The sequence below is a fragment of the Acinetobacter sp. YH16056_T genome, assembly GCF_024605895.1.
GTDB classification, from domain to species: Bacteria; Pseudomonadota; Gammaproteobacteria; order Pseudomonadales; family Moraxellaceae; genus Acinetobacter; species Acinetobacter amyesii.
The window spans coordinates 918,734-942,979 of sequence record NZ_CP094545.1; the positions used below are offsets into that span (position 1 = coordinate 918,734).

The 24,246-nt window shown below is 40.9% G+C and carries 26 protein-coding genes, 5 tRNA genes and 1 other RNA gene; 14 read left to right on the forward strand and 18 right to left on the reverse strand.

What is annotated here, in order from left to right; genetic code table 11:
* Window positions 1-8: 8 nt before the first annotated feature.
* Window positions 9-1,850, forward strand: coding sequence for a DUF2157 domain-containing protein (locus tag MST17_RS04500; RefSeq protein ID WP_180025799.1), 1,842 nt, complete (start codon window positions 9-11; stop codon window positions 1,848-1,850).
* Window positions 1,847-2,461 carry a GDYXXLXY domain-containing protein gene (locus MST17_RS04505; RefSeq protein ID WP_257223963.1) on the forward strand — a complete coding sequence of 205 codons (615 nt, stop codon included), beginning with the start codon at window positions 1,847-1,849 and terminating at the stop codon, window positions 2,459-2,461. Before MST17_RS04500 ends, MST17_RS04505 begins: the two co-directional genes overlap by 4 nt.
* Window positions 2,462-2,591: 130 nt before the next feature.
* On the opposite strand, the gene panD is transcribed toward MST17_RS04505, so the two are convergent.
* The 11 genes from panD to MST17_RS04560 form a co-directional block, all read right to left on the reverse strand.
* Entirely contained in the window at window positions 2,592-2,972 is a 381-nt protein-coding gene (panD, locus tag MST17_RS04510; RefSeq protein WP_078192181.1) for an aspartate 1-decarboxylase, read from the reverse strand.
* 150 nt (window positions 2,973-3,122) lie between these two features.
* The gene (gene pth, locus MST17_RS04515; RefSeq protein ID WP_168378106.1) at window positions 3,123-3,698 is read right to left on the reverse strand and encodes an aminoacyl-tRNA hydrolase; all 576 of its coding nucleotides are present in this window, start codon (window positions 3,696-3,698) and stop codon (window positions 3,123-3,125) included.
* Window positions 3,699-3,718: 20 nt separating this feature from the next.
* Window positions 3,719-4,015: a 50S ribosomal protein L25 gene (gene rplY, locus MST17_RS04520; RefSeq protein ID WP_168378105.1), complete on the reverse strand. Its 297-nt coding sequence runs from the start codon at window positions 4,013-4,015 to the stop codon at window positions 3,719-3,721.
* A 98-nt stretch (window positions 4,016-4,113) separates the two neighbouring features.
* Window positions 4,114-5,067: a ribose-phosphate pyrophosphokinase gene (locus MST17_RS04525; protein WP_078191360.1), complete on the reverse strand. Its 954-nt coding sequence runs from the start codon at window positions 5,065-5,067 to the stop codon at window positions 4,114-4,116.
* A 37-nt stretch (window positions 5,068-5,104) separates the two neighbouring features.
* Window positions 5,105-5,179, reverse strand: a tRNA-Gln gene (locus tag MST17_RS04530).
* Between the two features lie 91 nt (window positions 5,180-5,270).
* A tRNA-Gln gene (locus MST17_RS04535) sits at window positions 5,271-5,345 on the reverse strand.
* A 28-nt stretch (window positions 5,346-5,373) separates the two neighbouring features.
* Window positions 5,374-5,448: transfer RNA gene (locus MST17_RS04540), tRNA-Gln, on the reverse strand.
* Between the two features lie 38 nt (window positions 5,449-5,486).
* Window positions 5,487-5,561: transfer RNA gene (locus tag MST17_RS04545), tRNA-Gln, on the reverse strand.
* 3 nt (window positions 5,562-5,564) lie between these two features.
* Window positions 5,565-6,404 (reverse strand): 4-(cytidine 5'-diphospho)-2-C-methyl-D-erythritol kinase, encoded by an 840-nt coding sequence (gene ispE / locus MST17_RS04550; RefSeq protein ID WP_180025857.1) that lies wholly within the window; start codon window positions 6,402-6,404, stop codon window positions 5,565-5,567.
* 28 nt (window positions 6,405-6,432) lie between these two features.
* Window positions 6,433-7,011: a lipoprotein insertase outer membrane protein LolB gene (lolB, locus tag MST17_RS04555; protein ID WP_180025798.1), complete on the reverse strand. Its 579-nt coding sequence runs from the start codon at window positions 7,009-7,011 to the stop codon at window positions 6,433-6,435.
* A gap of 9 nt (window positions 7,012-7,020) precedes the next feature.
* Window positions 7,021-8,733: a hypothetical protein gene (locus MST17_RS04560; RefSeq protein WP_180023231.1), complete on the reverse strand. Its 1,713-nt coding sequence runs from the start codon at window positions 8,731-8,733 to the stop codon at window positions 7,021-7,023.
* A 78-nt stretch (window positions 8,734-8,811) separates the two neighbouring features.
* On the opposite strand from MST17_RS04560, the gene hemA reads away from it, so the two are divergent.
* Window positions 8,812-10,095, forward strand: coding sequence for a glutamyl-tRNA reductase (gene hemA, locus MST17_RS04565; RefSeq protein WP_180025797.1), 1,284 nt, complete (start codon window positions 8,812-8,814; stop codon window positions 10,093-10,095).
* A gap of 366 nt (window positions 10,096-10,461) precedes the next feature.
* Here hemA and MST17_RS04570 read toward each other — a convergent pair whose 3' ends face one another.
* Together MST17_RS04570 and MST17_RS04575 are read right to left on the reverse strand one after the other, a co-directional pair.
* Window positions 10,462-12,390 (reverse strand): DNA primase, encoded by a 1,929-nt coding sequence (locus tag MST17_RS04570; RefSeq protein ID WP_180025796.1) that lies wholly within the window; start codon window positions 12,388-12,390, stop codon window positions 10,462-10,464.
* A 212-nt stretch (window positions 12,391-12,602) separates the two neighbouring features.
* Window positions 12,603-13,592, reverse strand: coding sequence for an outer membrane protein assembly factor BamD (locus tag MST17_RS04575; protein WP_067764275.1), 990 nt, complete (start codon window positions 13,590-13,592; stop codon window positions 12,603-12,605).
* A 71-nt stretch (window positions 13,593-13,663) separates the two neighbouring features.
* Between MST17_RS04575 and rluD the strand changes: the two genes are divergently transcribed.
* The 5 genes from rluD to MST17_RS04600 all read left to right on the forward strand — a co-directional run bounded on the left by rluD (window position 13,664) and on the right by MST17_RS04600 (window position 17,671).
* The gene (rluD, locus tag MST17_RS04580; protein WP_180025795.1) at window positions 13,664-14,716 is read left to right on the forward strand and encodes a 23S rRNA pseudouridine(1911/1915/1917) synthase RluD; all 1,053 of its coding nucleotides are present in this window, start codon (window positions 13,664-13,666) and stop codon (window positions 14,714-14,716) included.
* A gap of 44 nt (window positions 14,717-14,760) precedes the next feature.
* Window positions 14,761-15,501: a peptidoglycan editing factor PgeF gene (pgeF, locus tag MST17_RS04585; RefSeq protein ID WP_180005456.1), complete on the forward strand. Its 741-nt coding sequence runs from the start codon at window positions 14,761-14,763 to the stop codon at window positions 15,499-15,501.
* Window positions 15,502-15,541: 40 nt separating this feature from the next.
* On the forward strand, window positions 15,542-16,093 hold the full coding sequence (locus MST17_RS04590; RefSeq protein WP_180025794.1) for a flavodoxin family protein: 552 nt from the start codon (window positions 15,542-15,544) through the stop codon (window positions 16,091-16,093).
* Window positions 16,094-16,322: 229 nt separating this feature from the next.
* The gene (locus tag MST17_RS04595; RefSeq protein WP_257223962.1) at window positions 16,323-16,958 is read left to right on the forward strand and encodes a hypothetical protein; all 636 of its coding nucleotides are present in this window, start codon (window positions 16,323-16,325) and stop codon (window positions 16,956-16,958) included.
* Window positions 16,955-17,671, forward strand: a complete 717-nt coding sequence (locus MST17_RS04600; protein WP_257223961.1) for a hypothetical protein — start codon at window positions 16,955-16,957, stop codon at window positions 17,669-17,671. The genes MST17_RS04595 and MST17_RS04600 overlap by 4 nt, the downstream gene beginning before the upstream one ends.
* Window positions 17,672-17,726: 55 nt before the next feature.
* Here MST17_RS04600 and smpB read toward each other — a convergent pair whose 3' ends face one another.
* Window positions 17,727-18,200 (reverse strand): SsrA-binding protein SmpB, encoded by a 474-nt coding sequence (gene smpB, locus MST17_RS04605; protein WP_078191351.1) that lies wholly within the window; start codon window positions 18,198-18,200, stop codon window positions 17,727-17,729.
* Window positions 18,201-18,337: 137 nt separating this feature from the next.
* Between smpB and coaD the strand changes: the two genes are divergently transcribed.
* The 4 genes from coaD to MST17_RS04625 all read left to right on the forward strand — a co-directional run bounded on the left by coaD (window position 18,338) and on the right by MST17_RS04625 (window position 19,650).
* Window positions 18,338-18,829 (forward strand): pantetheine-phosphate adenylyltransferase, encoded by a 492-nt coding sequence (gene coaD, locus MST17_RS04610; protein WP_078191350.1) that lies wholly within the window; start codon window positions 18,338-18,340, stop codon window positions 18,827-18,829.
* Window position 18,830: 1 nt separating this feature from the next.
* A complete protein-coding gene (locus MST17_RS04615; RefSeq protein ID WP_078191349.1) occupies window positions 18,831-19,094 on the forward strand; it encodes a YfhL family 4Fe-4S dicluster ferredoxin in 264 nt (87 codons plus the stop codon).
* A gap of 26 nt (window positions 19,095-19,120) precedes the next feature.
* An RNA gene (rnpB, locus tag MST17_RS04620) (RNase P RNA component class A) lies at window positions 19,121-19,500 on the forward strand.
* 73 nt (window positions 19,501-19,573) lie between these two features.
* Window positions 19,574-19,650, forward strand: a tRNA-Met gene (locus tag MST17_RS04625).
* A gap of 81 nt (window positions 19,651-19,731) precedes the next feature.
* On the opposite strand, the gene MST17_RS04630 is transcribed toward MST17_RS04625, so the two are convergent.
* The gene (locus MST17_RS04630) at window positions 19,732-20,313 is read right to left on the reverse strand and encodes a hypothetical protein (protein WP_257246881.1); all 582 of its coding nucleotides are present in this window, start codon (window positions 20,311-20,313) and stop codon (window positions 19,732-19,734) included.
* A gap of 158 nt (window positions 20,314-20,471) precedes the next feature.
* Here MST17_RS04630 and MST17_RS04635 point away from each other — a divergent pair, with 158 nt between their 5' ends.
* A complete protein-coding gene (locus MST17_RS04635; protein WP_180025792.1) occupies window positions 20,472-21,881 on the forward strand; it encodes a P-loop NTPase fold protein in 1,410 nt (469 codons plus the stop codon).
* Here MST17_RS04635 and MST17_RS04640 read toward each other — a convergent pair.
* On the reverse strand, window positions 21,861-22,478 hold the full coding sequence (locus MST17_RS04640; protein ID WP_180025791.1) for a CatB-related O-acetyltransferase: 618 nt from the start codon (window positions 22,476-22,478) through the stop codon (window positions 21,861-21,863). The genes MST17_RS04635 and MST17_RS04640 overlap by 21 nt on opposite strands.
* Before the next feature lie 84 nt (window positions 22,479-22,562).
* Complete coding sequence (locus MST17_RS04645) at window positions 22,563-22,973, reverse strand: RidA family protein (RefSeq protein WP_180005422.1); 411 nt, start codon at window positions 22,971-22,973, stop codon at window positions 22,563-22,565.
* 111 nt (window positions 22,974-23,084) lie between these two features.
* Between MST17_RS04645 and MST17_RS04650 the strand changes: the two genes are divergently transcribed.
* The gene (locus MST17_RS04650) at window positions 23,085-23,672 is read left to right on the forward strand and encodes a TetR/AcrR family transcriptional regulator (RefSeq protein ID WP_180021942.1); all 588 of its coding nucleotides are present in this window, start codon (window positions 23,085-23,087) and stop codon (window positions 23,670-23,672) included.
* 78 nt (window positions 23,673-23,750) lie between these two features.
* Here MST17_RS04650 and greA read toward each other — a convergent pair whose 3' ends face one another.
* Window positions 23,751-24,227 carry a transcription elongation factor GreA gene (gene greA, locus MST17_RS04655; protein ID WP_180025790.1) on the reverse strand — a complete coding sequence of 159 codons (477 nt, stop codon included), beginning with the start codon at window positions 24,225-24,227 and terminating at the stop codon, window positions 23,751-23,753.
* Between the last annotated feature and the right edge of the window lie 19 nt (window positions 24,228-24,246).

Consider the following 24,246-nt stretch of genomic DNA (forward strand, 5'->3'; position numbering starts at 1 on the left):
GATAAAAAATGACCGCTCCTCAGCATTCTCAGCAGCAGAATATAAAGCTGCATCGTTCACATTTAGATCAAGAGTTTTCAACAGATCTGTTCCAAGATGTACAGGTCATTCGGTATCTGCAAGTGATCGGTGTTGCACTGATAGCAGCCAGTTTCGTGTATTTGATCGCGGCAAACTGGCTGATGTTGCCAAAATTCATCCAATTGGCAATTCCAATGGTGCTGTTGGTACTGAGTGCTGTGACGAGTGTATATTTTGTAAGGCATGCTTGGATTCAGCAAAGCTTAGATGCTTTAAGTGCTTTGTTGCTCGGATTAAGTTTAGCTGTGATTGGGCAGGTCTATCAAACAGGAGCAGACAGTTATCTGTTATTTTTGGTCTGGGCTTTGCTGCTTTTACCTTGGTTATATCGACCGAATATCGGAGTCTTTGCGTTACTGTGTTTGATCAGCCAATTGGCATTATTTTTATATTTTAAACAAAGCTATTTAATCGTTGATCATTCATGGTGGTATTTACTCTGTATGAATGTATTGACGGCAATTTGTGTGACCTATTGTTTGAAATATTATGCTGCACTGCGCTTAGTATTTATTGCATTCATTACACTAATCTCGATGTATTGCATGTTTTTATACTGCGGAAATGGGGTAGAGCAGTATCAATGGCAATATTTAATTTTTGCCTTGTTGCTTCCAACATATCTGATTATCTATTTTTATCGACAACAGCGTGCATTAGAAACCAGTTTACAAGCCGCGGGTCTTGCCGCGAGTTTCAGTATTTTGATTTTCCAATGGGCAGAACATATTTTATCAGATTCGATTGCAGGATTGCTGGTTTTTGCTTTGCTGATATTTGCTTGGTTTGCGGTGATCAGTTGGGCACTGATGAAATTTCTGCCACAGACTAAATTTGCGGTTATTCCTTTAGCGATTGGGGCATGGTTGGCAGGCATTATTTTATCGAGCTTATTGCTGACCTATTGGAAGGCGTTTTCGATCGTCATGGGCTTAGTTTTTGTAGCTGTGGCTTGGTGGTTGATTCGACGAGCTAAAAGTATCTTTAGTCGCCAATTTGCTTACTGCTTATGGGTATGTGGCCAATCTGCGGTCTTCATTCATACAGAGAGCTTAACCAATAGCATTTCGTTTATTTTAGTGTTGCAAATTGGCGTTATATTGCTCTGTTTGTTTAGTCGAATGCATTGGTTTATTGTTTTTATTCAACTCATTGCAGGATACGGCCTTGCAGTGGCCACACTATTTGATGCCGATCTTTTTATGAGCAATGAACATGTCATCTTAGCTGTGATTGGATTGAATTATATTCTACTGATTTTGTTGCTCGGGAGTGCAACAACTTGGTTGCACTCGATGTATCGAAAAAGCATTGTGTTATGGATGTTATGCATCGTATTGGCGGGTGTGGTGTTGCAGACGTTGTCAAATAACGTTCTACTGTTTGAACAGACCCAACATGGCATTCTTGACCTGTTTGTCGGTTACCTGCTGCCTGTGGTTTGGCTTGGCCTTTACATCGCAAATCAGCAAAAACAGGTGGGGAGCGAAAAATGGCCGTTACTGCTATTGGGCCTTGTGCTGATTGCGATGGGCTATTTTGGAATTTTCTTGTTATTGGTTTTATTGGCATGGGCGCAGGTCTATCAGCAATCTTTGGTTAAAGCCTTGAGCATCTTGTTGATCATTTTTAGCTTATGGATGCTGTATTACAATTTAGGTCTGAGTTTTTTATTAAAAAGTTTAACGATTTTGATCTCTGGTCTTTTGCTGCTTGGCATTACCAAGATGTTATCTACGATACAGCTTAAACAAGGGGGAGGAGCATGATGAATATACTCAATAAAAAAATACTTCCTATTGGTTTGGCTGTACTCAGTATTCTTTTATTTGTGCTGATGATTGCACGTCATGAATGGCATCTGGCAAACAGTCAGAGTATTTATGTAAAGCTGCAACCTGTCGATCCGCGCTCTTTAATTCAAGGGGATTATATGGCCTTGAATTATCAGCTCTATTTTGGTGGTCAGCCATCAAAAGAGCAATCTGCCAATGGGCAGGCTGCCAAAGCAAATACAGAAGAAAATGTACACCGTGACTATTTTGTCGATCAAAAAAGTATTGTGAGTTATGTGCAGCTTGATGCACAGCGTAGAGTGATTCGAACCAGTTTCAACCCAGAGTTGTTAGCGCAGTATCCAAGCTCATCCACAAAACTGGTGCTCAAAAATCCTGACAATAGATTTGAGGGTTTATATCCCGCTGCGAGCAGCTTTTTATTTGCTGAAGGCTTGGAACCGTGCTATCGCGATGCGCAATATGCAGAGCTAAAGGTACAAGAAAATGGTCAGCCTTTGTTGGTGGGGTTGGTCGGAGAGCATTTACAGCCCTTTGATTGTAAACAAAACCAAGCATGGTGGAAGGGCCCGAGAGCAGGGTAGACAAATTGAGCTGTTGAGTTGTATGTAGTGATATGCGTCTAATACTGAATTTTTGCAGTCAATAATCATAGTTCAGCCATAAAAAAGCCCGCAAATTTTGCGGGCTTTTTAGAATCTTTAAATGCTTGAATTAAGCAACTTGAACTGGAATACAGTTCGCTGTGTGGTTCACAGTGTTGTTTGGGTTCGCATAGACTAAACGTGGCTTATGTGCATTTGCTTCAGCTTCTGTGAAATCGCCAAAAGTTGCGATAATCATCAAGTCACCAATATCTGCTTGGTGAGCAGCACCGCCATTTACAGAGATAATGCCAGAACCTTCTTCACCACGAATGGCATAAGTGGTAAAACGCTTACCATTAGTCACGTTCCACATATGAATTTCTTCATATTCACGGATACCGGCTAAATCTAGAAGAATACCGTCAATTGCACAAGAACCTTCATAATGTAATTCTGCTTGTGTAACGACGCAACGGTGGATTTTAGCTTTTAATAAACGAGATAGCATGGCTAGCGTCTCCTTGGTAGACCTAAGATCGTATCTTATGGTGGAACAATCTCTTGAATGCTGGGTGAGCAGTCAAATGCAAGCGCATTTTGCTCTGAAATCATTCAGATGGCAATAAGTATTGTTCAACAATTTGTGGAATTGTCAGTTCTATTTGTAAGCATTGATCTGGTTCATGGCTTGCTGAATCTCACCACTTACCAACAATTTAGTACGTGATAAGGCATGTGCAATTGCATCATCCATTAAACCTTGTTCACTACTTGGTGCTTTACCTAAAACATGGCCTGAGACACGTTCTTTAGAACCAGGATGACCAATACCAATACGTAAACGATGGAAATTTGGACCAATATGCGGGACGATATCGCGTAAACCATTATGACCACCATGACCACCGCCCGTTTTCAGGCGAATGACACCCGGGTTCATATCGAGTTCATCGTGTGCGATAAGCATTGCTTCAGGAGCAATTTGATAGAATTTGGCGAAGGGAACAACACTTTGACCTGAGAGGTTCATAAAGGTTGTGGGTAACAGCAGACGAACGTCTTGACCTTCGATATTACCACGACCACTGATGCCTTTATATTTAGGATCAGCTTTAAGTTGGATGCCATATTGTTCTGCAAGGCGTTCTACAAACCAGAAGCCTGCATTATGGCGGGTTTGGGCATACTCAGAACCTGGGTTACCCAAACCAACAATCAGTGAAAGTTTGCTCACTCATTTACACCATTTAACACTTATGCGCGTTTGAAGTCAGCGTGCATAGGAGTGTTTTTAGCTGGGTGACGTTGTAAAGCTTGGATTTTAACGCTTTCAGCTTTACCGTCGATGTTGATTTCAACAACTTCTTCAAAGAACGCGTTGCTTTCTAAAGCTTTAACAAGTTCGCGAAGTTCTAAAGTAACTGCTACAGGTTCAGCTGCACCACCGTAGATGATTGCTGGTACTTTATTTTGAAGACGAAGGCGGCGGCTCGAACCTTTCCCTTGTACTGCTTCTTCACGTGCTACTGCATTTAATACGAAGTTTGCCATGATAGACATTCCTATTTAAGTTTAATTGACTAGACCTTCGACCAGTCTAGTGATAGAAAGCCCCACCAAAAGGCAGGGCTTTTAAATTTAGCGCTATATTATAGATAAGAATCGAACATTGCGCTAATAGATTCTTCGTTGTTAATACGACGAATTGTTTCAGCAACCATACTTGCAACTGAAACTTGGCGAATCTTACCAAGAGCTTGAGCTTCTTCTGAAAGCGGAATGGTGTCTGTTACAACCAATTCGTCAATCACAGAGTTTTTCAAGTTTTCTAAAGCTTTACCAGAAAGTACTGGGTGAGTTGCGTAAGCAACAACTTTGCGAGCACCAAAAGTTTTTAGTGCGTCAGCAGCTTTACACAATGTACCTGCTGTATCCACCATATCATCAACGATGACACAGTCACGGCCTTTAACGTCACCGATCAAGTGCATTACTTGAGATTCATTCGCTTTTTGACGGCGTTTGTCGATGATCGCAAGATCGATATCACCCATTTGCTTAGCAACAGCACGCGCACGTACTACACCACCAACGTCAGGAGAAACAACCATTAAGTTGTCGTGTGACTGTTGACGAAGATCTGCTAAAAGCGCAGGAGTACCGTAGATGTTGTCTACAGGAATATCGAAGAAACCTTGGATTTGGTCAGCATGAAGGTCGATCATGACAACGCGGTCAATACCAACAGTTGTGAGCATATCTGCAACAACTTTTGCTGTAATTGGCACACGGCTTGAACGTGGACGACGGTCTTGACGAGCATAACCAAAGTAAGGAATGACAGCAGTGATACGACCAGCACTTGCACGACGCAAAGCATCAGCCATAACTAAGATTTCCATAAGGTTATCGTTAGTTGGGGCACAAGTTGGTTGTACGATGAATACGTCTTTACCACGAACATTTTCAGTAATTTCGACAGCGATTTCACCGTCAGAAAATTGACCTACAGATGCAGCACCTAGAGGGATGTGAAGGTGGCTAACGACTTTTTGGGCGAATTGTGGATGTGCAGATCCACTAAAAACGACAAGATTGGGCATGAAGCACCCTTGGCGGTTGGCAAATTAGGGAATTAGATGGCAGGGGCGGCTGGATTCGAACCAACGGATGCCGAGATCAAAACCCGGTGCCTTACCACTTGGCGACGCCCCTAATGCGGCAGAACTTTAATATTTTTGCGGTATTTTGTCAAGTTGAAACAACAAAGATACTGCAAATTATGCTCTGTCTTTTTTGAAGTAAATGGCAGGGGCGGCTGGATTCGAACCAACGGATGCCGAGATCAAAACCCGGTGCCTTACCACTTGGCGACGCCCCTAAATTGATGAAATAGCGAATAAAGTAAATGGCAGGGGCGGCTGGATTCGAACCAACGGATGCCGAGATCAAAACCCGGTGCCTTACCACTTGGCGACGCCCCTAATACTTTACAGCAATTACATCTACAGGTGAAAAATGATGGCAGGGGCGGCTGGATTCGAACCAACGGATGCCGAGATCAAAACCCGGTGCCTTACCACTTGGCGACGCCCCTATATCAAACTTCAAAATGACGTAATGGTGATTCTTGTAAGCTGCGAACCAAGTAAGATTTACATGGTGCATTTTTCAATATGTCATCAATATTCATATTTTCAGTCACTTCAGTAAATACACAAGCACCTGTACCTGTAAGCTTTGCTGCACCGAACTGATCTAAGTACTGCATTGCTTCATCGACTTCGGGATATAAGCTTCGTGCCACAGGCTCAAAGTTATTTCCAAAATCAGATGGCGTTTCCTGATAGCCGCAAAATTTAGTGGGCTTTGAGTCTCTTGTCAACGTTTTTTGTGAAAAAAGCAGTTGAGTGCTGATAAAACAGTCAGGTTTCAGCACAATGTACTGTTTTTGAGCTAAATCTATGAATGTTAAGTGTTCACCGATGCCTTCAGCCCACGCATTTAGACCATGTACAAACACGGGAACATCTGCTCCAAGTTGTAAGCCGAGTTCTGCAAGGTGTTCAGTATTTAGTCCACATTTCCACAGTTGATTGAGCACGATAAGGGTGGTGGCTGCATTGGATGAACCACCACCGAGTCCTGCACCCATCGGAATATTTTTTTCAATGTGGATTTTTTGTGCAGTCAGAGCTTTAGCAATTGGTTTGAGTATTTGAGCAGCACGATAAATTAAATTTTGTTCAAGATTGACGCTGTTTAAGCCCTCAATTTGAATAAAATCTTTATCAGCAGAATTTGCAAGTGGGTGAAATTCCATCCAATCAGATAAATCGATGAGCTGAAAAATCGTCTGCAATTCGTGATATCCATTAGGACGTCGGCCAGTAATGTGCAAAAACAAATTGAGTTTTGCAGGAGAAGGTACACGAATCACAGAAGTCATAGCTCAGCTTTTAGGCAAATTAACGATTTTGAATCACCATTGTAATACGGTTTTCCTGACCGGATTCAAGTGCTTGTTTTAAAATTAACTTGTTCGGTACCGTCGCAGTCTTGTTATAGCTTAGGTCAACCGTCCAACCATCTTCAATAATCTGTTGTGGGCGCTGTGCAGTATCGCGTTGAATTTTTGCTTGTGTGGTTGCAGGGCGCGCCTGTACCCAGTCGACGAGGTGGGTAATGGGAGCTTGCCAACCGGTAGCACGCTCGAGTAATTCTTCTGGTGTTGCTGCTTCAATCAAACCGGTTTTTGCACTATTGAGTTGAACTTGACCGGGTTTACCGTTGATTTGAGTTTTTCCAACACCTAATATGCCACTCAGTTCGATATCATATTCATTGCGGTCTTGAACCCAAGTAAAAAAAGCACTTCCTGACTGTTGTGGCGTGCGCACACCAATCTTACCTTGTAAGTTGAATTGATTTGCAGCGACCTCTTCAGGGCTAGGTTGAGCGGGTGTTTTAACATATTGCTGACAACCGGTAAAAAATAAAGCGCAGCAGGTCAGGGCAGATACCCCAAATTTTGAAGATACTTGCATAAAGTCTTTTTAACTCTTTTTCATGGGTTGGGGTAACAATAACGAATGTAGTTGCTCTAATTGCGGATCATTCGGATGTTTTTGTTGGAGTTGTTGTAACAACGCGTCAAATTTATTCATATCACCTTGCATGAAGACTGATCGTGCATAGCGAATGCCAATTTTTAAACTATTACTCAGTTCATACGCTTTGGCCAAAACAGATGCAGATGTACTAAAATCATTTTGCAAATAACAAATATAACCGAACGTATCTAAGATTGAAGCTTGCTCAGGAGCATATTCTAAGGCATGTTCGACGTATTTTCGGGCTTCATCTAAGCGTCTATTTTGTACCGCCAAGGTATAGGCATATGCATTTAAATAGGTCGGGCTATTGGGTTCAATTTCAAGTAATTGTTTTAGTAATTGGTCGAGTCTATCTTTATCTTGATGGGCGTCGAGCAGTAGAACTTCGGCATAAATGAGCTCAGGATCTTCGGGCAAGTTTCTTACCGCTTCATCAAGCAAACGGACTGCTGCTTTTTTATTGTTCATGCGTTTTAAAATATCTGCCTGAGCAAGATATAAGAAACTGGCATGTTGAGGATAATTAACCCGCTCTTGGGTTAAAAAGCGCAGTGCATCATGCAGCTTATTTTGCTGGCTAAAAATGCTGATCATATTGCGCCGTGAAACTGTATAAAGACTGCCATCAACAAGGCGATAATAGGCTTTTGCCGTTTCATAATGCTGTTTGCGTTCAGCATTTACTGCGAGATAGTAATACGCTTCATTTTGGTATTTGCTCGAATAACGTAACTCCACCAAATACTTTTCGGCTTTTTCATAAAGCTCTAAGTCAATACTGGTCAAACCTGCCATAAATAGCGGTTCTTCAGCAGATGGCCATTTCTTTAGTATATCTTCGAGTTTTTCTAGACCTAATTCTGACTGATTGATTTTAATTAAATATTTTGCTTCTGCTAAGCGAACTTCCATATTGTTGCGGTGTTTACGGCTGGATTTTTCGAACCATTTTAAGGTTTCTTCTTCATCACCTAACGACATAAGTAAATTGGCTTTCATTAGGATATAGCCAGTCACTTTCGGGCGTTTTTTCAGTGCTAAATTAATGGTGTCTAAGGCATCAGCAAAGGCACCATTTTGAGCTTGTAAACCTGCGACTAAGACCAAAATAGAAGGGTTGGTTTTTTCCTTGCTAGCGGTCAGTGCTTGAATCAGATAAGCGCGATCTTCCTCTGATTCAGGGGAAATACCCGCCAAAATTTGTTCTAAATCTGCATTTGGGTCAATGGTTAAAATTTTATCAAGTGTTTCGGCGGCAAGCTCATATTCATGGGCTTTCAAAGCAATATGTGATAAATAAAATAATGCTGGTACATCTTCAGGTTCTTGGACGACCCAATGTGTGGCAATGTCTAAAGCTGCTTGTAGATCATTTTGCTCAATTGCAACGTTTAAAGCACGTTGTTTGACCATGGTGGATTTACTTTTGATTGCAAGCACGGTGTAGTTATGAAGCGCGGTTGGAATGTCGTTATAGGCTAAGGCAAATTCCGCAATCATACTTTGTTTAATTGCATCATATCCTGAATTTGCATGGTAAACTTCTCCCACGGCCCGAATTGGGGCAGTAGAAGCCATGCTACCGACAAGTAAGAATGTGGTAGAATACTGCTTTATTGTCTGGCCGTTCAGTCGGCTATTTGTTAGACGCAATTTTTCTTGATCCAAGTAATGCTTTTTATGACATCGATGTTGCACAATAGCATAAATTTAGCGAAATGATGATCTGATATGTCTTTCTTTGCATTGGGTGTCAACCATCAAACCGCTTCTGTAGAGCTGCGTGAACAGATTGCATTTAACCCTGAAAAGTTAACTGCACTGCTTGAACAGCAAAGCCATACGCCTGAACTCAATGACATGGTGGTGGTGTCTACATGTAATCGTACCGAAGTCTATGCGATGTCTGAAAATGCAGACGTGGTATTGAATTGGCTCGCCCAATCAAATGGTATCGATGTAAAGCAATTGTCAAATCATGTGTATCGTTATGAAAATGCACAAGCGGTGACACACCTCATGCGTGTGGCTAGCGGCTTGGATTCGCTCATGCTTGGTGAGCCTCAAATTTTAGGTCAAGTCAAAACGGCTTTGTCCTTAGCCAAAGATGCCGAAACCGTTTCCCCAAATTTAAACCGTATTTTTGAATATGCCTTTTATGCGGCAAAACGTGTGCGTTCTGAAACAGCCGTTGGAAGTCATGCGGTGTCGATGGGCTATGCTGTTGCTCAGCTCGCTTTACAGGTCTTTAGTCAGCCTGAAAAATTGACGGTGATGATTGTTGCTGCTGGTGAAATGAATAGCTTGGTTGCAAAGCATTTGGCCGAAATGGGTGTGGGCAGAATTATTATCTGTAACCGTACACGTGCCCGTGCCGAAGCTTTATCGCAAGAGATTGCTCATCGTGTAGAAGTTGAAATTATTGATTTTGCAGATTTGGCAGACAATTTACATCGTGCAGATGTAATTTCAAGTTGTACCGGAAGCTTGCATCAAGTGATTTATTTTGCGGATGTCAAAGCAGCACTGAAAAAACGTCGTTATAAACAAATGCTATTGGTTGATTTGGCTGTACCACGAGATATTGAAGCCAAAGTTGAAAGTCTAGATGGCGTTTATTTATATGGTGTCGATGACCTGCAAACTGTCATTGAAGAAAATTTGGCTCAGCGTCGTCAGGCGGCAGTTGAAGCCGAAGTCATGGTCAATCAGCTTGCGACAGATTTAATCACGCAGCAAAAAGTGAATTTGGCTGGCTCGACGATTCATGCATACCGTGAACATGGTGAGTCATTGCGTCAAGAAGAACTGGCTTTGGCGCTGAATCGTCTACAAAAGGGCGAAGATGCTGCGAAGATTATGCAAGAAATGTCGCATCGTTTAACCCAAAAGCTTTTGCATCCAACCTCTATCGTGCTGCGAAATGCAGCAATGGCAGAAGATCCCGCTTATTTTGAAATGATAGAACAAGATTTAGTTAATGTGGCTGAAAATCGTCGTAAACCAAAGAAATAAATTTATTTACTGATGTTACGCACGTAAAAGTAATTTTACATTTTTAAAATGATTTTTAAGTCTATTCGACGGAGTCTTACATCTAGGGTTTAAATAAAGGGATTAGCCTTCGGCTGGAGGTACTTTTGTTTCGGCAAAAGTACCCAAAACCATTGTCATCCGCAAAACTCGTTCACTAGCGTCAAATTATTTAAAGTATCGCAAAAACATTTTTGATTAGAAGTAGTGCTGTCTCAAACAATTGCGGATGACTTTACCGCGTATCGTTCTTTTATTTGAATCAAATTATGCTTCTGATGTTACTGCGTAACTTTAATTTGTTTATTAAGTAGAAGGCCGTTCAAAGCTTGAACTTGAAGTTAAAACTTAATCTTCAAGGAGCGTGAGCGATCTTTTTTTATCAATATCATAAATACGTTGTTTTAAATTACGCATTTCTGCAAGGCTAGAAAACTTATTCGACTTGATCTTGAGTTGTAAGAATTGATATTGCAATTTTGTCGATAAATCTGCCGCAAGTTTATCTGCTTGTTCAGGTGAAGACGTATAATCGCTGATATTGGCATGTTCTAAAATATGTTGTAATTCATGATGATGTGCTGCACAAGCACCGAGTACATAATAGGTTGATAACTCTGGATCATCAGGCAATTCATCAAAAATCACATTGAAAATATTTAAAACATGATAAAGCAATAAATCTTGTGAAACTAAAGCGCGTAAAGGCTCAAAATGAATGTAAAGATAAGGATGATTGATCAAAATCGCAATCACATATTCTTCAGCATCAATTTTTGTACTAAAGCTCAGAGATGCATCATTATTGACTTGAGGCTGCCACTTTCGGCTAAACCCTAATTTTTCACGGAAATATTGTTGTAGCAAATAACGATATGAACCACCTTTCGGCAACAGTTCAGTGAGCTGTCTGAGTTCACCCATCACCTGACTTTTACCCTCAGGTGAACTGACATCATGATTTTGCGTTAAATGTGCAAAAACAAATTCAGAAAGAAGCGGTGAGGTGTGCAGTAACCGTCGAAAATTTTCAATACCTTCACGACGGATCAATGAATCTGGGTCATGGTCATTCGGCAAAACAAAGAATTTAAGTTCACGACCATCATTCAGCAGTGGGAGGGCAATTTCGAGCGTACGTCGAGCTGCTTTTTGACCTGCGGCATCTCCATCAAATGCAATGGTAATACGGCTATTTTGCTTAAATAAAATGTTTAAATGTTCAGTATTACTGGCAGTCCCTAAAGTCGCTACAGCGCCATGAATGCCATATTGCTGTAGGGCAATCACATCCATATAACCTTCGACCATTAACCAATCTTGGGCTTTTTGTTTACGGCCTTCATATAAACCATAAAGTAACTGGTTTTTATGGAAAACTTCAGAGTCTGGGGAATTGATGTACTTCGGTTTGATTTCATCATTTAGGGCACGACCACCAAAACCGACCACACGACCTTTCGCATCTCGAATCGGGAAAATCACCCGCTCACGCAGTAGGTCAAAGTCACGACCACTATCACTAGTTCGAATCAAACCGAGAAGTTTGAGTCCTTCGATATCCTGTGGAAAGGCTTTTTCCAGATGTTGCCAATCTTCAGGGGCATAGCCTAAGCGCCAATAGGCGATGGTGTCTGCACTGAGACCCCGTTGTTTAAAATAAGCTTGCCCAATTGGACTGAGCGGAAGTTGTTGCTCATAAAACTGTGCGACATTTTCCAGCAAGTCATATAAGTTTCCGTCTTGCGGCACATCTTCAAATCCATTGGTAACTTGGTCAAAGTGAGCAAACGGATCGTTCCCATAAAAGGCATCTTCGTTATTTTGAAACTCAGCAAATGGGTCGTGTTCGAAATTTACTGCAGCAGGATTTGTGTCGGTTTCGCCTGTTTTGGGTGGCAGAGCTTTTGCTTGGATTGGAGGTTTTTGTACAGGTTTGGGTTTAGATTCGCGTTTATATTTGAGTTTATTGGAATCGTTATTGTCTTTCGGTAGTTCAATACCCGTTTGGCTAGATAAATCCTTCATTACTTCGATGAAGTTACGGCTACCAATATCCATTAAAAAACGGATGGCATTACCATTGGCCTGACAACCAAAGCAGTGAAAATATTGTTTATCACGATAGACATGGAAAGATGGCGATTTTTCCTGATGGAATGGGCAGCATCCTGAGTAGGTGCGTCCAGTCTTTTTCAATTTCACAAATTGACCAATCACATCGACAATATCGGTGCGATCTAAAATTTGATCAATTGTATGTTGAGGAATGGCCATGCTGTTTTATCTGTCTATCTATTGAATTTGGGCAGTTCGTGAAATATGTTGAAATCAGCAATGCTGTAAGTTCAGGTGGAGATGCAGTACAGCATCGTCCATCGAACTATTGTATACCTTTTAATCTAACCGAATCTGTAGATCCTGAAAAGATAAAAGGGCAAGTATTCTAACTTGCCCTTTGTGAAAAATCGACCTTCGTTGCGACTATATTATTCAGCTGCTTCGGTCGATTGTGTTTTTTCATCTTTTGGACGATCGAGTAAGCCAAAGCTTAAACGATTAGTCAAACTACGTTTTTCTTCATCGGCCTCAACTTCAGACGGGTTTTGTTCCGTTAAAGTTTGGGCTTCTTTACCAAAAATACCTAAGGTCGCACGGTTAATAAAACTACCTTCACTACGTGCGGCACGCATATTCACGGTACCGTCGGACTTAACCAATTTAGGGTAGTTGAGCTTCAGCACTTCAATATATTGTTGAGATGTTGTTTTATCACCGAGTTTGTCATAGCCATAAGCGACAGTTGCTAAAGCTTCGGGTACTTGCGGTGCTTGCGGGTAGTGTTCAATCACCCAAAGTGAGCGCTCAACCGCAGCTAACCATGCTTTACGCTTTACGTTGAAACGTGCAGCATTCATTTCGCTTTCAGCCAATTCTTGGCTAATAAACTTCATGCGCTGTGCGGCATCAACAGCATATTCGCTTGAAGGATAACGACGAATAAAGTCGACAAAGTTCTGGTATGCCACTTTTAAATAGCTGACATCACGGTGTGACTGTTTTAATGACGTATAGCGAAGTAAACCGTTATAGTTTTGCTCCATGTTTGACACACCACGCACATAGTAAGCGTAGTCAACTTGTGGATGCTGTGGATTCATACGAATAAAACGGTCTGCAAGTGCGATTGCACCTTCATAGTCTTTTTGCTGAAATTTTACATACAATAGTTCAAGTTGCGCTTGCTGTGCATAGTTACCCGTAGGGTAATAGGTTTCAAGTGCTTCAAGGTGTTTTGCCGCATCTGTATATTGGTTACGTTCAAGCGCTTTTTTTGCTTTTTCGATATAAACCTGTTCGCTTGATTGTGGACCTGTGTCGACCACTTCTTTCTTTGGATTACTGCTACAGCCTACCATTGCCGATGCAATGCCTATAGTTAGAGCAAGCATTGTCATTTTATATTTTGGTAGCGACATAAAAATTCCTCTGTTAATACGGGCAATGAGCTACAATTGAACTATTAAACCACTTTTGTCTGAATGAGCAAATGAGTCAAGCACAATCTTCCAATTCTAATTTCCCTGAAACTGATTTCAATTTACTTGAAGATTCTGAGGATGCAGATAACCATACTTCAGACTCAACTGCAACACGTTTATCGTTGCAATTTCAATTGGATGAAAGCTATTTAGGACAACGTATCGACCAAGTTTCTGCGCTGGTTTGGACTGATTTTTCTCGTGAAAAACTCAAACAATGGCTCAAAGAGGGCCATTTGTTGGTCAATGGTAACACTGTCAAGCCAAAGTACAAATGTGAAGGCAATGAGCTTTTAACACTCGAAGTTGAGCTTGAAGCACAGACACGCAGCTTACCTGAAGACATTCCATTAAATATTGTCTATGAAGATGACGATATTATGGTGATTAACAAACCTGTGGGTATGGTAGTACATCCGGGTGCAGGTAATAGTAGCGGAACGTTAGTGAATGCAATTTTGCACCATTACCCAAAATCTTCAGAGTTGACCCGTGCAGGTTTGGTGCATCGTATTGATAAAGACACCTCAGGTCTGTTGGTTGTTGCGAAAAACCTCGAATCCCAATTTTCTTTAAGTAAGCAATTGGCGAAGAAATCGGTTTACCGTATTTACGATTTGATCGTATATGGCAACATTATTGCAGGCGGTACAGTGGATGAACCAATTAAACGTCATCCTGTTGATCGCATTAAAATGGCTGTCTTGCCGGGCGGTAAAGATGCGGTAACTCACTATAATGTGAAAGAACGTTTCCAAAACTTTACCCGTGTTCAAGCACGTCTAGAAACGGGTCGTACCCATCAAATTCGTGTGCATTTTACTTATATCGGTCATGGTCTCGTTGGCGATCAAGTGTATGTACCACGTGTACGTATGCCTGCAGGCGCGTCGATGTTATTAGATGACACTTTACGTGGCTTTAAACGTCAAGCGTTACATGCAGTTAAATTGGGTCTCGTTCATCCACGTACAGGTGAAGACATGATGTTTGATGCACCATGGCCAGAAGACTTCAATCATTTAGTTGAAGTGCTCCGTACAGAAAATAAAGCTTATTAAGTTTTAAACTGATTTACACGCCATAGATAGAAAAGGACGGCAACATGCAATTTGTTCAGGGACTTCCACAGGGTGTTTTTGTGGGACAAACTCGAGTTCATCATGATCAGACGCAACCCGCTGAACAACCTGAACTGGCAGGATTTAATCTGGCATTGCATGTGGGAGATGATGCAGCGCGTGTGCAAAAGCACCGGATGCAATTGCTCAAAGACTTTGCTAAATATGGCGTGAATAAAATCAGCTGGATGAACCAAACGCACAGTACGCTATGCCATCGCATTGATGAACAGATCAACTTTGTTGCACCCGAAGGCGATGGTATGGTCACGCAGTCTAAACACCATGCCCTGATGATGATGACCGCAGATTGCTTACCCGTGGTTTTGGGTAATGCTGACGGGACTGAAGTTGCCAATCTGCATGCAGGTTGGAAGGGCTTGGCAAATGGTATTGTGGAAAACACCATTGCAGCCATGCACACTCAGCCAACATGGGCTTGGTTGGGGGCAGCCATTTGCCAAGAGAGTTTTGAAATTGGCGCAGAAGTCAAAGCTGCCTTTTGTTCCAAATACCCAGAACTTGAAAGTGCATTTAAAGCTGGTGTAAAAGAAGGCAAATATTATGCTGATCTTTATGCGATAGCGCGTTATATTCTTGCATTACATGGGGTTAAAGCTGTAACCGGTGGCGACCAATGTACCTTTTTGCAAGCTGAAGAATATTTTTCTTATCGCCGAGAAGCGAAAACAGGACGTATGGCAACATTCGTCTTTATGCTTTGAAAATGCTAAACTTGACTGAATCTATCGACTTTTAAATGTTATGTCTTTGACTGCTAAATCTTTTGCTGTTGTTTACCACAGTCCCTATGGACACACTGCCAAAGTGGCGAATTTCATTGTACAAGGTGCAGAAAAAGCCGGTGTAAAAGTCCATCTCATGAATGTAGAGCGTGTGGATTGGGATGTATTGGACAGTGCAGATGCCATCGTTTTTGGATGCCCAACCTATATGGGCAGTATGAGTGCGGCTATGAAATTATTCATGGAGCAATCATCTAAACGTTGGTTAGCACGGACATGGCAAGGCAAGTTAGCCGCAGGTTTTACCAATGGTGGCGGCTTAAGTGGAGATAAATTGGCGGTATTACAGCAAATCAATTTATTTGCCATGCAGCACGGCATGTTGTGGAGCGGTCTTCCATTAATGCCAACTGGACGAAGCACAACAGATTTAAATCGGATGTCGAGCTTTTTAGGTTTAATGACACAATCGGATAATGCGCCTGTTGAAGTCACACCACCTGCGGGTGATTTAGAAACTGCCATTTGGTTTGGTGAATATCTGGGGCTGTTGTTAAATAAAGTTAATTAATTTGTAAATAAATCGTTTGAACTATCATTTATAAATCTTTGAAAACCCTAGTGATGGAAATGTTACTGAGGTTTTTATTGGCCTAAAATTCGTGGAAATTGGTATTTTGTATAATATAGTTGTGATGTGTGTCACAAATTGTTATTCATTTACGCCAACGCTATTGATTTAATCTTCTCATAAATTTCACTCGGGATGAGTGAGGAATATTAAAAAGGATTAAATAATCGTGAAAAAAACAATAGTCGCAATGGCATTGACCTTATGTGTTTCTGACGTTGTTTTTGCAGCAGAAGGCTTGGTGGAATTAGCCGATGAAGAATTATCTGCCATCAATGGTGCTGCATTGATGAATATGTCCTATACCGATCCTGTTTTAGTCAACCAACAAATGGTCGATGAAAATATTGGTTTCTACAAACTCAGTTTAGATGCGGTTATGGATCTGAACGTCAATGTCAAAAGTTTGCAACTCGGCTGTGGTGGGGTAAACGGGTCAAATGGCTGTGATATTGATATTCGTCATCTAGCGCTGAGTGGTAATGCTACTTCAACCGATGCCAATGGTAATCCCGTCTTTAATGGTGATCGAGCGTCGACAAGTGCCGAACTGAAAAATCCGTTTATTGAATTTGCAATTAAAAACCCAAAACAAGCCGCTTTACGAGAAGTTAAAGGCTTCCGTGTCAGTGCTGAATCAATTACAGGTTTACTGACCACTGGTATTCAAAACACGGGTGCGCCGACAGACGGGATTAAGTCACTGAGCGGTTATATGAAATTGCACCGACTTCAGGGACAGCAAAGACCCAAGCAGCGCTCTTTGGTGATAGTAGCAGCGAGATTTTATCGGGGAATTTGGTGATTAATACGATTTGGAACAATGATCGTAGCTTTGTCAGCCAACCTGAAAATAGTCAAGGATTAAAAATTCCTTCAATGAATGTGCCGTTTACCGTTCCTGAAATTACGATTAATGGAAAACGACAAACTCAAGCCATTGCCAAAAATATCAGTGCGACTGTGCCATCGATTCAGCTCAATCGAGATAGCGGTAGCATGCAGGTCAAACTTGACCGCAATTTGTTATGGGTTGAAGGGGCGCAGTTCTTTATGGATTCGGGCTCATCAATTGATGGTTTGAAAATGAACATTACCTTTGAGCAAGCCTTAAATATGATTCATAACATTCCATTAAATGGCACAGCCGGTTATTTATCGCTTCAATCTCAAGATATCAGTTGGCCAGATGCCAATGCAGATGATATTGCACGTACAGGTTGGTGGATGTCATTTAAAGACCCGATCAATATTGGTAAATTAAATCCAACATCTGAAGTAGATATTTCAGGCGTCTTGCCACAAGTTGCAGAAAAAGTATCGCAAATTTTAACCAATGAACCGATTTATATTCCCTTAGGTTCTGCTGTTGGTGCTGCATTTGGTTTACCGATTTATAAAAATGTCGGTTCAATTAACCTCAGCAATGCTGGTGCGGCCAATTTAACTTTAAAAAATCAAGTCTTGGGGAACCAGGAAGTTCGGACCAACTGTTTTGGTGGGTTGAAATTCTGCTAAATGTGCAATGTATCAATAAAAAAACCTCCAAAAAAGGAGGTTTTTTTTAATGAACTTATTTATGAAAAATACGGGCTTTATCGCGTTGCCAATCACGGTCTTTTTCCGTTGCACGCTTGTCGTGAAGCTGTTTACCTTTTACTAGGGCGATTTCAAGTTTGGCATGAGGACCTTTCCAGTAACATGCCAAAGGCACACATGAATAACCTTTTTGGTTAATCGCACCTTGTAGTTTTTCAATTTCACGGCGGTTCAGCAATAATTTACGAGTACGTGTTGCTTCAGGCACCACATGTGTCGAAGCACTCAGTAAAGGTTGCACTTGAGCGCCGAATAAAAATGCTTCACCATTTTTAAACGTAATATAGCTCTCTACGATAGTCATACGACCCGCACGCATTGATTTGACTTCCCAGCCTTGTAATGAAAGACCCGCTTCAAATTTTTCTTCAATGAAATAATCGTGACGCGCACGCTTATTTAGGGCAATCGTACTGCTACTATTTTTTTTAACTACTGCTTTCGTCATAATCAAAAACTTCCAAACTTAGCACTATTGTACCCGAACTTTGAATAAGATGAAGTTTTTAAATTTACAAGCTGACTTCACCTATAAATCAAGATTTTGTTAAAATACCCATCTACAAAATAACAGAGTACAACTGGATGTCTAAAACTCGTGTAATTTATCCGGGCACATTCGATCCAATTACTAATGGTCATATCGACTTAGTGACACGTGCATCACGCATGTTTGACGAAGTTGTCGTGGCAATTGCAATTGGACATCACAAAAACCCTGTGTTTAGTCTGGAAGAACGTGTTGCACTAGCGCAAGAGTCTTTAAGTCATTTGTCAAATGTTGAGTTTGTAGGTTTTGATGGGCTGTTGGTCAACTTCTTTAACGAGCAAAAAGCAACAGCCGTGTTACGTGGTTTACGTGCAGTTTCAGATTTTGAATATGAATTTCAATTGGCAAATATGAATCGCCGTTTGGACAGTAAATTTGAAGCGGTGTTCTTAACCCCATCAGAGCAATATTCGTTTATTTCATCTACGCTCGTGCGTGAAATTGCACGTTTAAATGGTGATGTCACTCAGTTTGTACCACAAGCTGTCGTGGAAGCCTTTAAGCGTAAACAACAGCAAGGTTGGTAGAGTGTCTTTATATATCACTGATGAATGCATCAACTGCGATGTCTGTGAACCTGTATGCCCCAATGAGGCGATTTTCATGGGGGAACTCATTTATGAGATTAACCCTGATTTGTGTACGGAATGCGTTGGGCATCACGATAAACCGCAGTGTCAGTTGTTCTGTCCAGTGGATTGTATTCCATTGGATCCGGCACATCCTGAAACTCAGGAACAGCTTCAACAAAAGTACGAAAAACTAACTGCTCAAAAAACATCAAGCAATTAGTTGTCAGATTTGTTAGAATGCGCCCCGAAGTGAACCAGACGATCGCTGCTGTGTATAGGTCTCCGTGACTAAAGCAGGGGAGGAAAGTCCGGGCTTCATAGGGCAAGGTGCCAGGTAACGCCTGGGCGGTGTGAGCCGACGGAAAGTGCAGCAGAGAGTAGACCGCCTTCATTATGGTTTCGAGTAATCGAAATCGGAGGTAAGGGTGAAAGGGTGCGGTAAGAGCGCACCGCGTGTCTGGTAACAGTTCACGGCATGGTAAACCCCACCGGAAGCAAGACCAAATAGGGATCCTTTAGGCATGGCCCATGCTGGATCCGGGTAGGTCGCTTGAGCGTATGAGTGATTGTACGCCTAGAGGAATGATCGTCCTCGACAGAACCCGGCTTATCGGTTCACTTCAACAAATTTTGATCAAATACGCGCATTATGGGCTTGACGATATTTAAATATCCCTCCATAATGCGCGCACAGTTTAAGGCTATGTAGCTCAGTTGGTTAGAGCACCGCACTCATAATGCGGGGGTCACAAGTTCAAGTCTCGTCATAGCCACCATATTCAAAAAAAGACCACTCCGTTTGAGTGGTCTTTTTTTTGTCTTTACGTTTTAAAGTCTAAAGTTTTTTATCTTAAATATCATCGATAGACAAAACGACGCATGCCTGCACGTAAGGCAAATGCGCCATGCATATATACGCCGCCGAGCCAATACGGCACATTGTAAATATCTTCATGGCGATATTTAACTAAAGCAAACTGAGCCAATAGTCCTTCAAAGAACATACCACCAAAAGCAAGCATGATGGCTAATATCAGTAGCCATGTACGCTCATAGCTAAATAGCCAGCGAATAAAAAAGCTCAGGTAAAAAATCCAACAAAGTGCTTCGGGATGAAAATTGCCAAATCCGCTGAGTATGTAGACGATGGCAAATAGTATTAGGCTCTCGACGAGTGGCGCAGTGCCGTCATGATGGCAACTGAGCTGAGTCATCACATAATGTTTAAGTCGTTGTGTAAGTTGAATATAGCTAAATGCCATGAAGGCAAAGGCAATAAAAAAGCCGGGGAATACCCACCAAGCCTGATGGAAAAATAATGGGTTGGGATAACTAAGCGTCTGGGTATAGACATGAATCGCATCGCAAAAAGTTGCGACGACTGCTGCCAGCAGGGCAAGTATAAATATGCCTGAGAATTGAGTGGTTCTCGTCATCATTCATCCTGAAAAGTGGGTCTTTTTATTTTATGTGTTCTTTATAGTCTTTATTTGGGGAAAAGGCTATGACAAGTTACGAGATGCTCATGGGTTAAATGTTAATTTATAGCGCTACTGCTATACTCAATACATAGTTAACTTGATGAATATAAATAGAAATGATAGATAACCAATTGAACTGGGCTAAAGATAATTTTGAGAATATTGAAACTGCATGGGAAGGTGATCTTTGGCATCGCCGTCGTTTAGGAGAGCAGCTTACAAGTTATGTTGATCGCTTAAACTGCGGTGCTGTTCTTGCTTTGGATGCACGATGGGGTGAGGGTAAAACGTGGTTTGTTCGTCATTGGGCGAAACATTTAGATGATACTCAGCATAACGTGATTTATTTGGATGCGTTTGCAAATGATTATTTGGAAGATCCATTTTTAACGATTGCAGCTGAAATAAGTCAAACTTTTAAAGAGTCAGAAGAAATTGATGATGATGAAATTAAAGATTTTAATGCTAAGACTGCTTCAGTATTAATATCGTTGGCGGCTGTCATACCAATGATTGCGGCTAAAGCGGGCATGCATTGGATTGGCTTGGGTGGAGCTGGAGAAGCATTTAAAGAGGTATATGAAGAAGGAAAAGCGTTGTATGACACAGCAAGTGAGGAAATAGCTGCAAAAGTTAAGGAGAAAATCGAAAAGAAAATTGAGAATCATCAGGTTGAGAAACAAACAATTCATGACTTTAAGAAAGAACTTGCTGTATTAGCTGGAAAATTAGATAAACCTTTAGTTTTTATTATTGATGAATTGGATCGATGTCGTCCTGATTTTGCAATTCGTCTAATTGAAAGAATTAAGCACTTTTTTGATATTCCAAAAATTGTTTTTGTTTTGGTAATGAATAAGCCTCAATTATTACAATCAGTCAAATCATACTATGGCTATGATTCAGAGATGAATGGAGATTATCTTGAAAAATTTGTGGATTTTACGTTTAAATTTCCAAATTTAGATAATTCTGTATCACATGAAAAAATAATAAAAGATCAGCTGTTTAGAGTTGGGGAAATTTCAACGAAGGAAGGTGATTCCGAGTTGTATTTTTGGATTATTAATTTTCAAATGACTAAAAAATATAATTCTAGGGAGTTGATAAAAAAAATTAACCAATACGCACTTTTAAGGACTGATGATCCGAAGTTAAATTTAATTTTATGTGGATTTATTTTTGATGGGTTATTTGAAGTGACTTATCCATATCTTACAAAGCAAATTCATAATTTATATAATTATTTTGAAGGTACTGATGATATGTATATGACAAAAAGCTATTTTATTAATCAAAAGATTGTAGAACACACAAATATCAAAAATTCTATAATCTGTGAAATATATGATGCAATTCAATATTTAGAAAATAATTATAAAACTCAAGGTCAACAAGGACAAAAAGAGAGTGCTATGAGTCGGATTTTAAATCAATATTGTGTTGGTACAAAAATAAATAGAAAGAATTTCAAGGATATTTGGAAGCAATACATTAAAACAGGGTTATTTGAAGTACAGGAATAATTTTTCAATATCATCTGTCTGCAACTGCTCCCGCATCTTTAAAAACTGCTTTTCATCTAAATCATAGAGCTTAAGTGAAAGCAGTTTTTTGATATCTTCTTCAGAAAAGCGATATTTAATAATTTTAGCAGGAACCCCGCCGACAACAGCATAAGGCGGTACATCTTTGGTTACCACCGCGCCTGTAGCCACCACAGCACCTTCACCGAGTGTAACACCTTGCATAATCATCGCACGTGAGCCGATCCAGCAGCCATCACCAATGATTGTGTCACCCGCAGGGATAAAACTCCGTGTATCAAACGGAAAGGCTGAAATCCAATCCGTGCGGTGGAGTTGGTTGCCGCCCATCATAATCACGCATTCTGCGCCAAAACAGACAAAATTACCGATATGTAACTGGTCTATCGGCTTTTCAGCTGTTGCAGGTTTATCGTGCAAATAACGCACCACACAGCGCTCAAAACCTTGATCCCAATATGCAGAATAATATGAATAATTACCTTTGATGTGAATATTAGGGTTCTTCACTGTTTTAGAGATGAACTCAAATTCACACCAATGATTTACAGGTGAATTAATCAATTTTTCAGACATAAACAGTACAACTTAAAAAGGGTAAACCATTATAACCAATTGAACTGATGTCATGCGTCGTTCATCCCTATTAAAAATCAATCGCTAGACCGAAGTGTTTGTAGGGAGGTTTGGGATCCGAGCAATGACTTTAATTTCAAAATCAAAACCTGCAAGCCAATTAACACCTATTGCTGTCCAGTTTGGATAAGGCTTTTGTGTAAACACCTCATTTTTAACTTTCATGATGACTTCAAATTGCTGTTCAGGGTTTGTATGGAAGGTGGTGACATCGACAATTTCATCGAAAGTACAGCCTGCCGCAGCGAGAGTATGGCTAAGATTCTGGAATGCTAGTTTTACCTGTTTCTCAAAATCAGGTTCAGGACTGCCATCTTCACGGCTACCGACCTGGCCTGATACAAAGAGTAAATTTTCCGATTTAATAGCAGCAGAGTAACCATGCTGTTCATACAAGGCATGGCGATCTTGGGGAAATATTGCAATTCTAGTCATGTTTATTCTCATTCAATATCTGGTTTTAAAAGTGGGGGGAAAGCAGCTTTATTTTTGACATACGCCTGGTATGTCAATTAAAATTTTTGTGATGATGAGGTAATCAAAGCAATGTCTGTTCGTGAAAAAAAAATGGCGGCAACCCGCAAGAAACTGATTGAAGTGGCACGCCGTACGTTTGCTGAGTATGGCTATGCAGACACCTCAATGGATAAACTCACGGCAGAAGCAGGGCTGACCCGTGGTGCGCTGTACCATCATTTTGGCGATAAAAAGGGCTTATTTGCTGCTGTGGTTAATCAAATTGATTCAGAAATGGCTTTATCTGCCCAGAAGTATCTGGAGCAACCCGAAGATCTTTGGGAGGGGTTGATGCTTGAGGGGAAAACCTATATTGAAAATGCCTTGAATCCTGAGTTTCAGCGAATTGTATTACGCGACGGACCTGCGGTATTGGGTGATCCTGCGCATTGGCCGAGTCAAAACAAATGCTTGAAGTCTACACGTGAATGCGTAGAACAGTTATTGGCAGCAGACCGAATTAAAGCAGTGAATTCTGAAGCGGCAGCCATATTTTTAAATGGAGCAGCCATGAATGCGGCGCTTTGGGTGGCTTCTAGCAAGAATCCTGAGCAGGTGTTGTCAGAAGCATTACATGCCTTTCAACTTTTTGCATCAGGATTATTAAAAGAAGGATAGAGCAGGGGTATAATAATTATTTGTCTGATTATAAAAAACCCCTCAAAAGAGGGGCTTAAAATTGCTTATCTTAATGAATTACAGATATTCAACTTTAGAAACTTCGTACTCAACTTCACCTTGTGGTGTGTTGATTTTTACATCATCGCCTTCATTTTTGCCCAAAAGACCACGCGCAATTGGAGAGTTCACAGAGATTTTGTTGATTTTAAAATCTGCTTCGTCATCACCAACGATTTTATAAGTCTTTTGTTCTTCAGTATCTAAGTTTTCAATGGTCACAGTCACACCGAAAACCACACGGCCATTTTGCTCAAGTGATTTAACATCAATTATTTGGCAAGCACCCAATTTACCTTCGATATCTTGGATACGGCCTTCACAGAAACCTTGTTGCTCGCGAGCAGCGTGGTATTCTGCGTTTTCTTTCAAATCCCCATGTTCACGCGCTTCAGCAATTGCTGCAGTAATACGTGGACGATCAACACTTTTAAGTTGCTGTAATTCTTTCTCTAGGGCAATTTTGCCTTCGGGAGTCATAGGATAACGTTGCATTGTTGTCCCTCATGTTTGT

What these genes read in the sequence shown, in the direction of transcription:
- MST17_RS04500 (WP_180025799.1), top strand. Translation starts at nt 9, where the DNA reads ATGACCGCTCCTCAGCATTCTCAGCAGCAGAATATAAAGCTGCATCGT.
- MST17_RS04505 (WP_257223963.1), top strand. Translation starts at nt 1,847, where the DNA reads ATGATGAATATACTCAATAAAAAAATACTTCCTATTGGTTTGGCTGTA.
- panD (WP_078192181.1), bottom strand. Translation starts at nt 2,972, where the DNA reads ATGCTATCTCGTTTATTAAAAGCTAAAATCCACCGTTGCGTCGTTACA.
- rplY (WP_168378105.1), bottom strand. Translation starts at nt 4,015, where the DNA reads ATGGCAAACTTCGTATTAAATGCAGTAGCACGTGAAGAAGCAGTACAA.
- MST17_RS04525 (WP_078191360.1), bottom strand. Translation starts at nt 5,067, where the DNA reads ATGCCCAATCTTGTCGTTTTTAGTGGATCTGCACATCCACAATTCGCC.
- lolB (WP_180025798.1), bottom strand. Translation starts at nt 7,011, where the DNA reads ATGCAAGTATCTTCAAAATTTGGGGTATCTGCCCTGACCTGCTGCGCT.
- hemA (WP_180025797.1), top strand. Translation starts at nt 8,812, where the DNA reads ATGTCTTTCTTTGCATTGGGTGTCAACCATCAAACCGCTTCTGTAGAG.
- MST17_RS04570 (WP_180025796.1), bottom strand. Translation starts at nt 12,390, where the DNA reads ATGGCCATTCCTCAACATACAATTGATCAAATTTTAGATCGCACCGAT.
- MST17_RS04575 (WP_067764275.1), bottom strand. Translation starts at nt 13,592, where the DNA reads ATGTCGCTACCAAAATATAAAATGACAATGCTTGCTCTAACTATAGGC.
- rluD (WP_180025795.1), top strand. Translation starts at nt 13,664, where the DNA reads ATGAGTCAAGCACAATCTTCCAATTCTAATTTCCCTGAAACTGATTTC.
- pgeF (WP_180005456.1), top strand. Translation starts at nt 14,761, where the DNA reads ATGCAATTTGTTCAGGGACTTCCACAGGGTGTTTTTGTGGGACAAACT.
- MST17_RS04590 (WP_180025794.1), top strand. Translation starts at nt 15,542, where the DNA reads ATGTCTTTGACTGCTAAATCTTTTGCTGTTGTTTACCACAGTCCCTAT.
- smpB (WP_078191351.1), bottom strand. Translation starts at nt 18,200, where the DNA reads ATGACGAAAGCAGTAGTTAAAAAAAATAGTAGCAGTACGATTGCCCTA.
- coaD (WP_078191350.1), top strand. Translation starts at nt 18,338, where the DNA reads ATGTCTAAAACTCGTGTAATTTATCCGGGCACATTCGATCCAATTACT.
- MST17_RS04630 (WP_257246881.1), bottom strand. Translation starts at nt 20,313, where the DNA reads ATGATGACGAGAACCACTCAATTCTCAGGCATATTTATACTTGCCCTG.
- MST17_RS04635 (WP_180025792.1), top strand. Translation starts at nt 20,472, where the DNA reads ATGATAGATAACCAATTGAACTGGGCTAAAGATAATTTTGAGAATATT.
- MST17_RS04640 (WP_180025791.1), bottom strand. Translation starts at nt 22,478, where the DNA reads ATGTCTGAAAAATTGATTAATTCACCTGTAAATCATTGGTGTGAATTT.
- MST17_RS04645 (WP_180005422.1), bottom strand. Translation starts at nt 22,973, where the DNA reads ATGACTAGAATTGCAATATTTCCCCAAGATCGCCATGCCTTGTATGAA.
- MST17_RS04650 (WP_180021942.1), top strand. Translation starts at nt 23,085, where the DNA reads ATGTCTGTTCGTGAAAAAAAAATGGCGGCAACCCGCAAGAAACTGATT.
- greA (WP_180025790.1), bottom strand. Translation starts at nt 24,227, where the DNA reads ATGCAACGTTATCCTATGACTCCCGAAGGCAAAATTGCCCTAGAGAAA.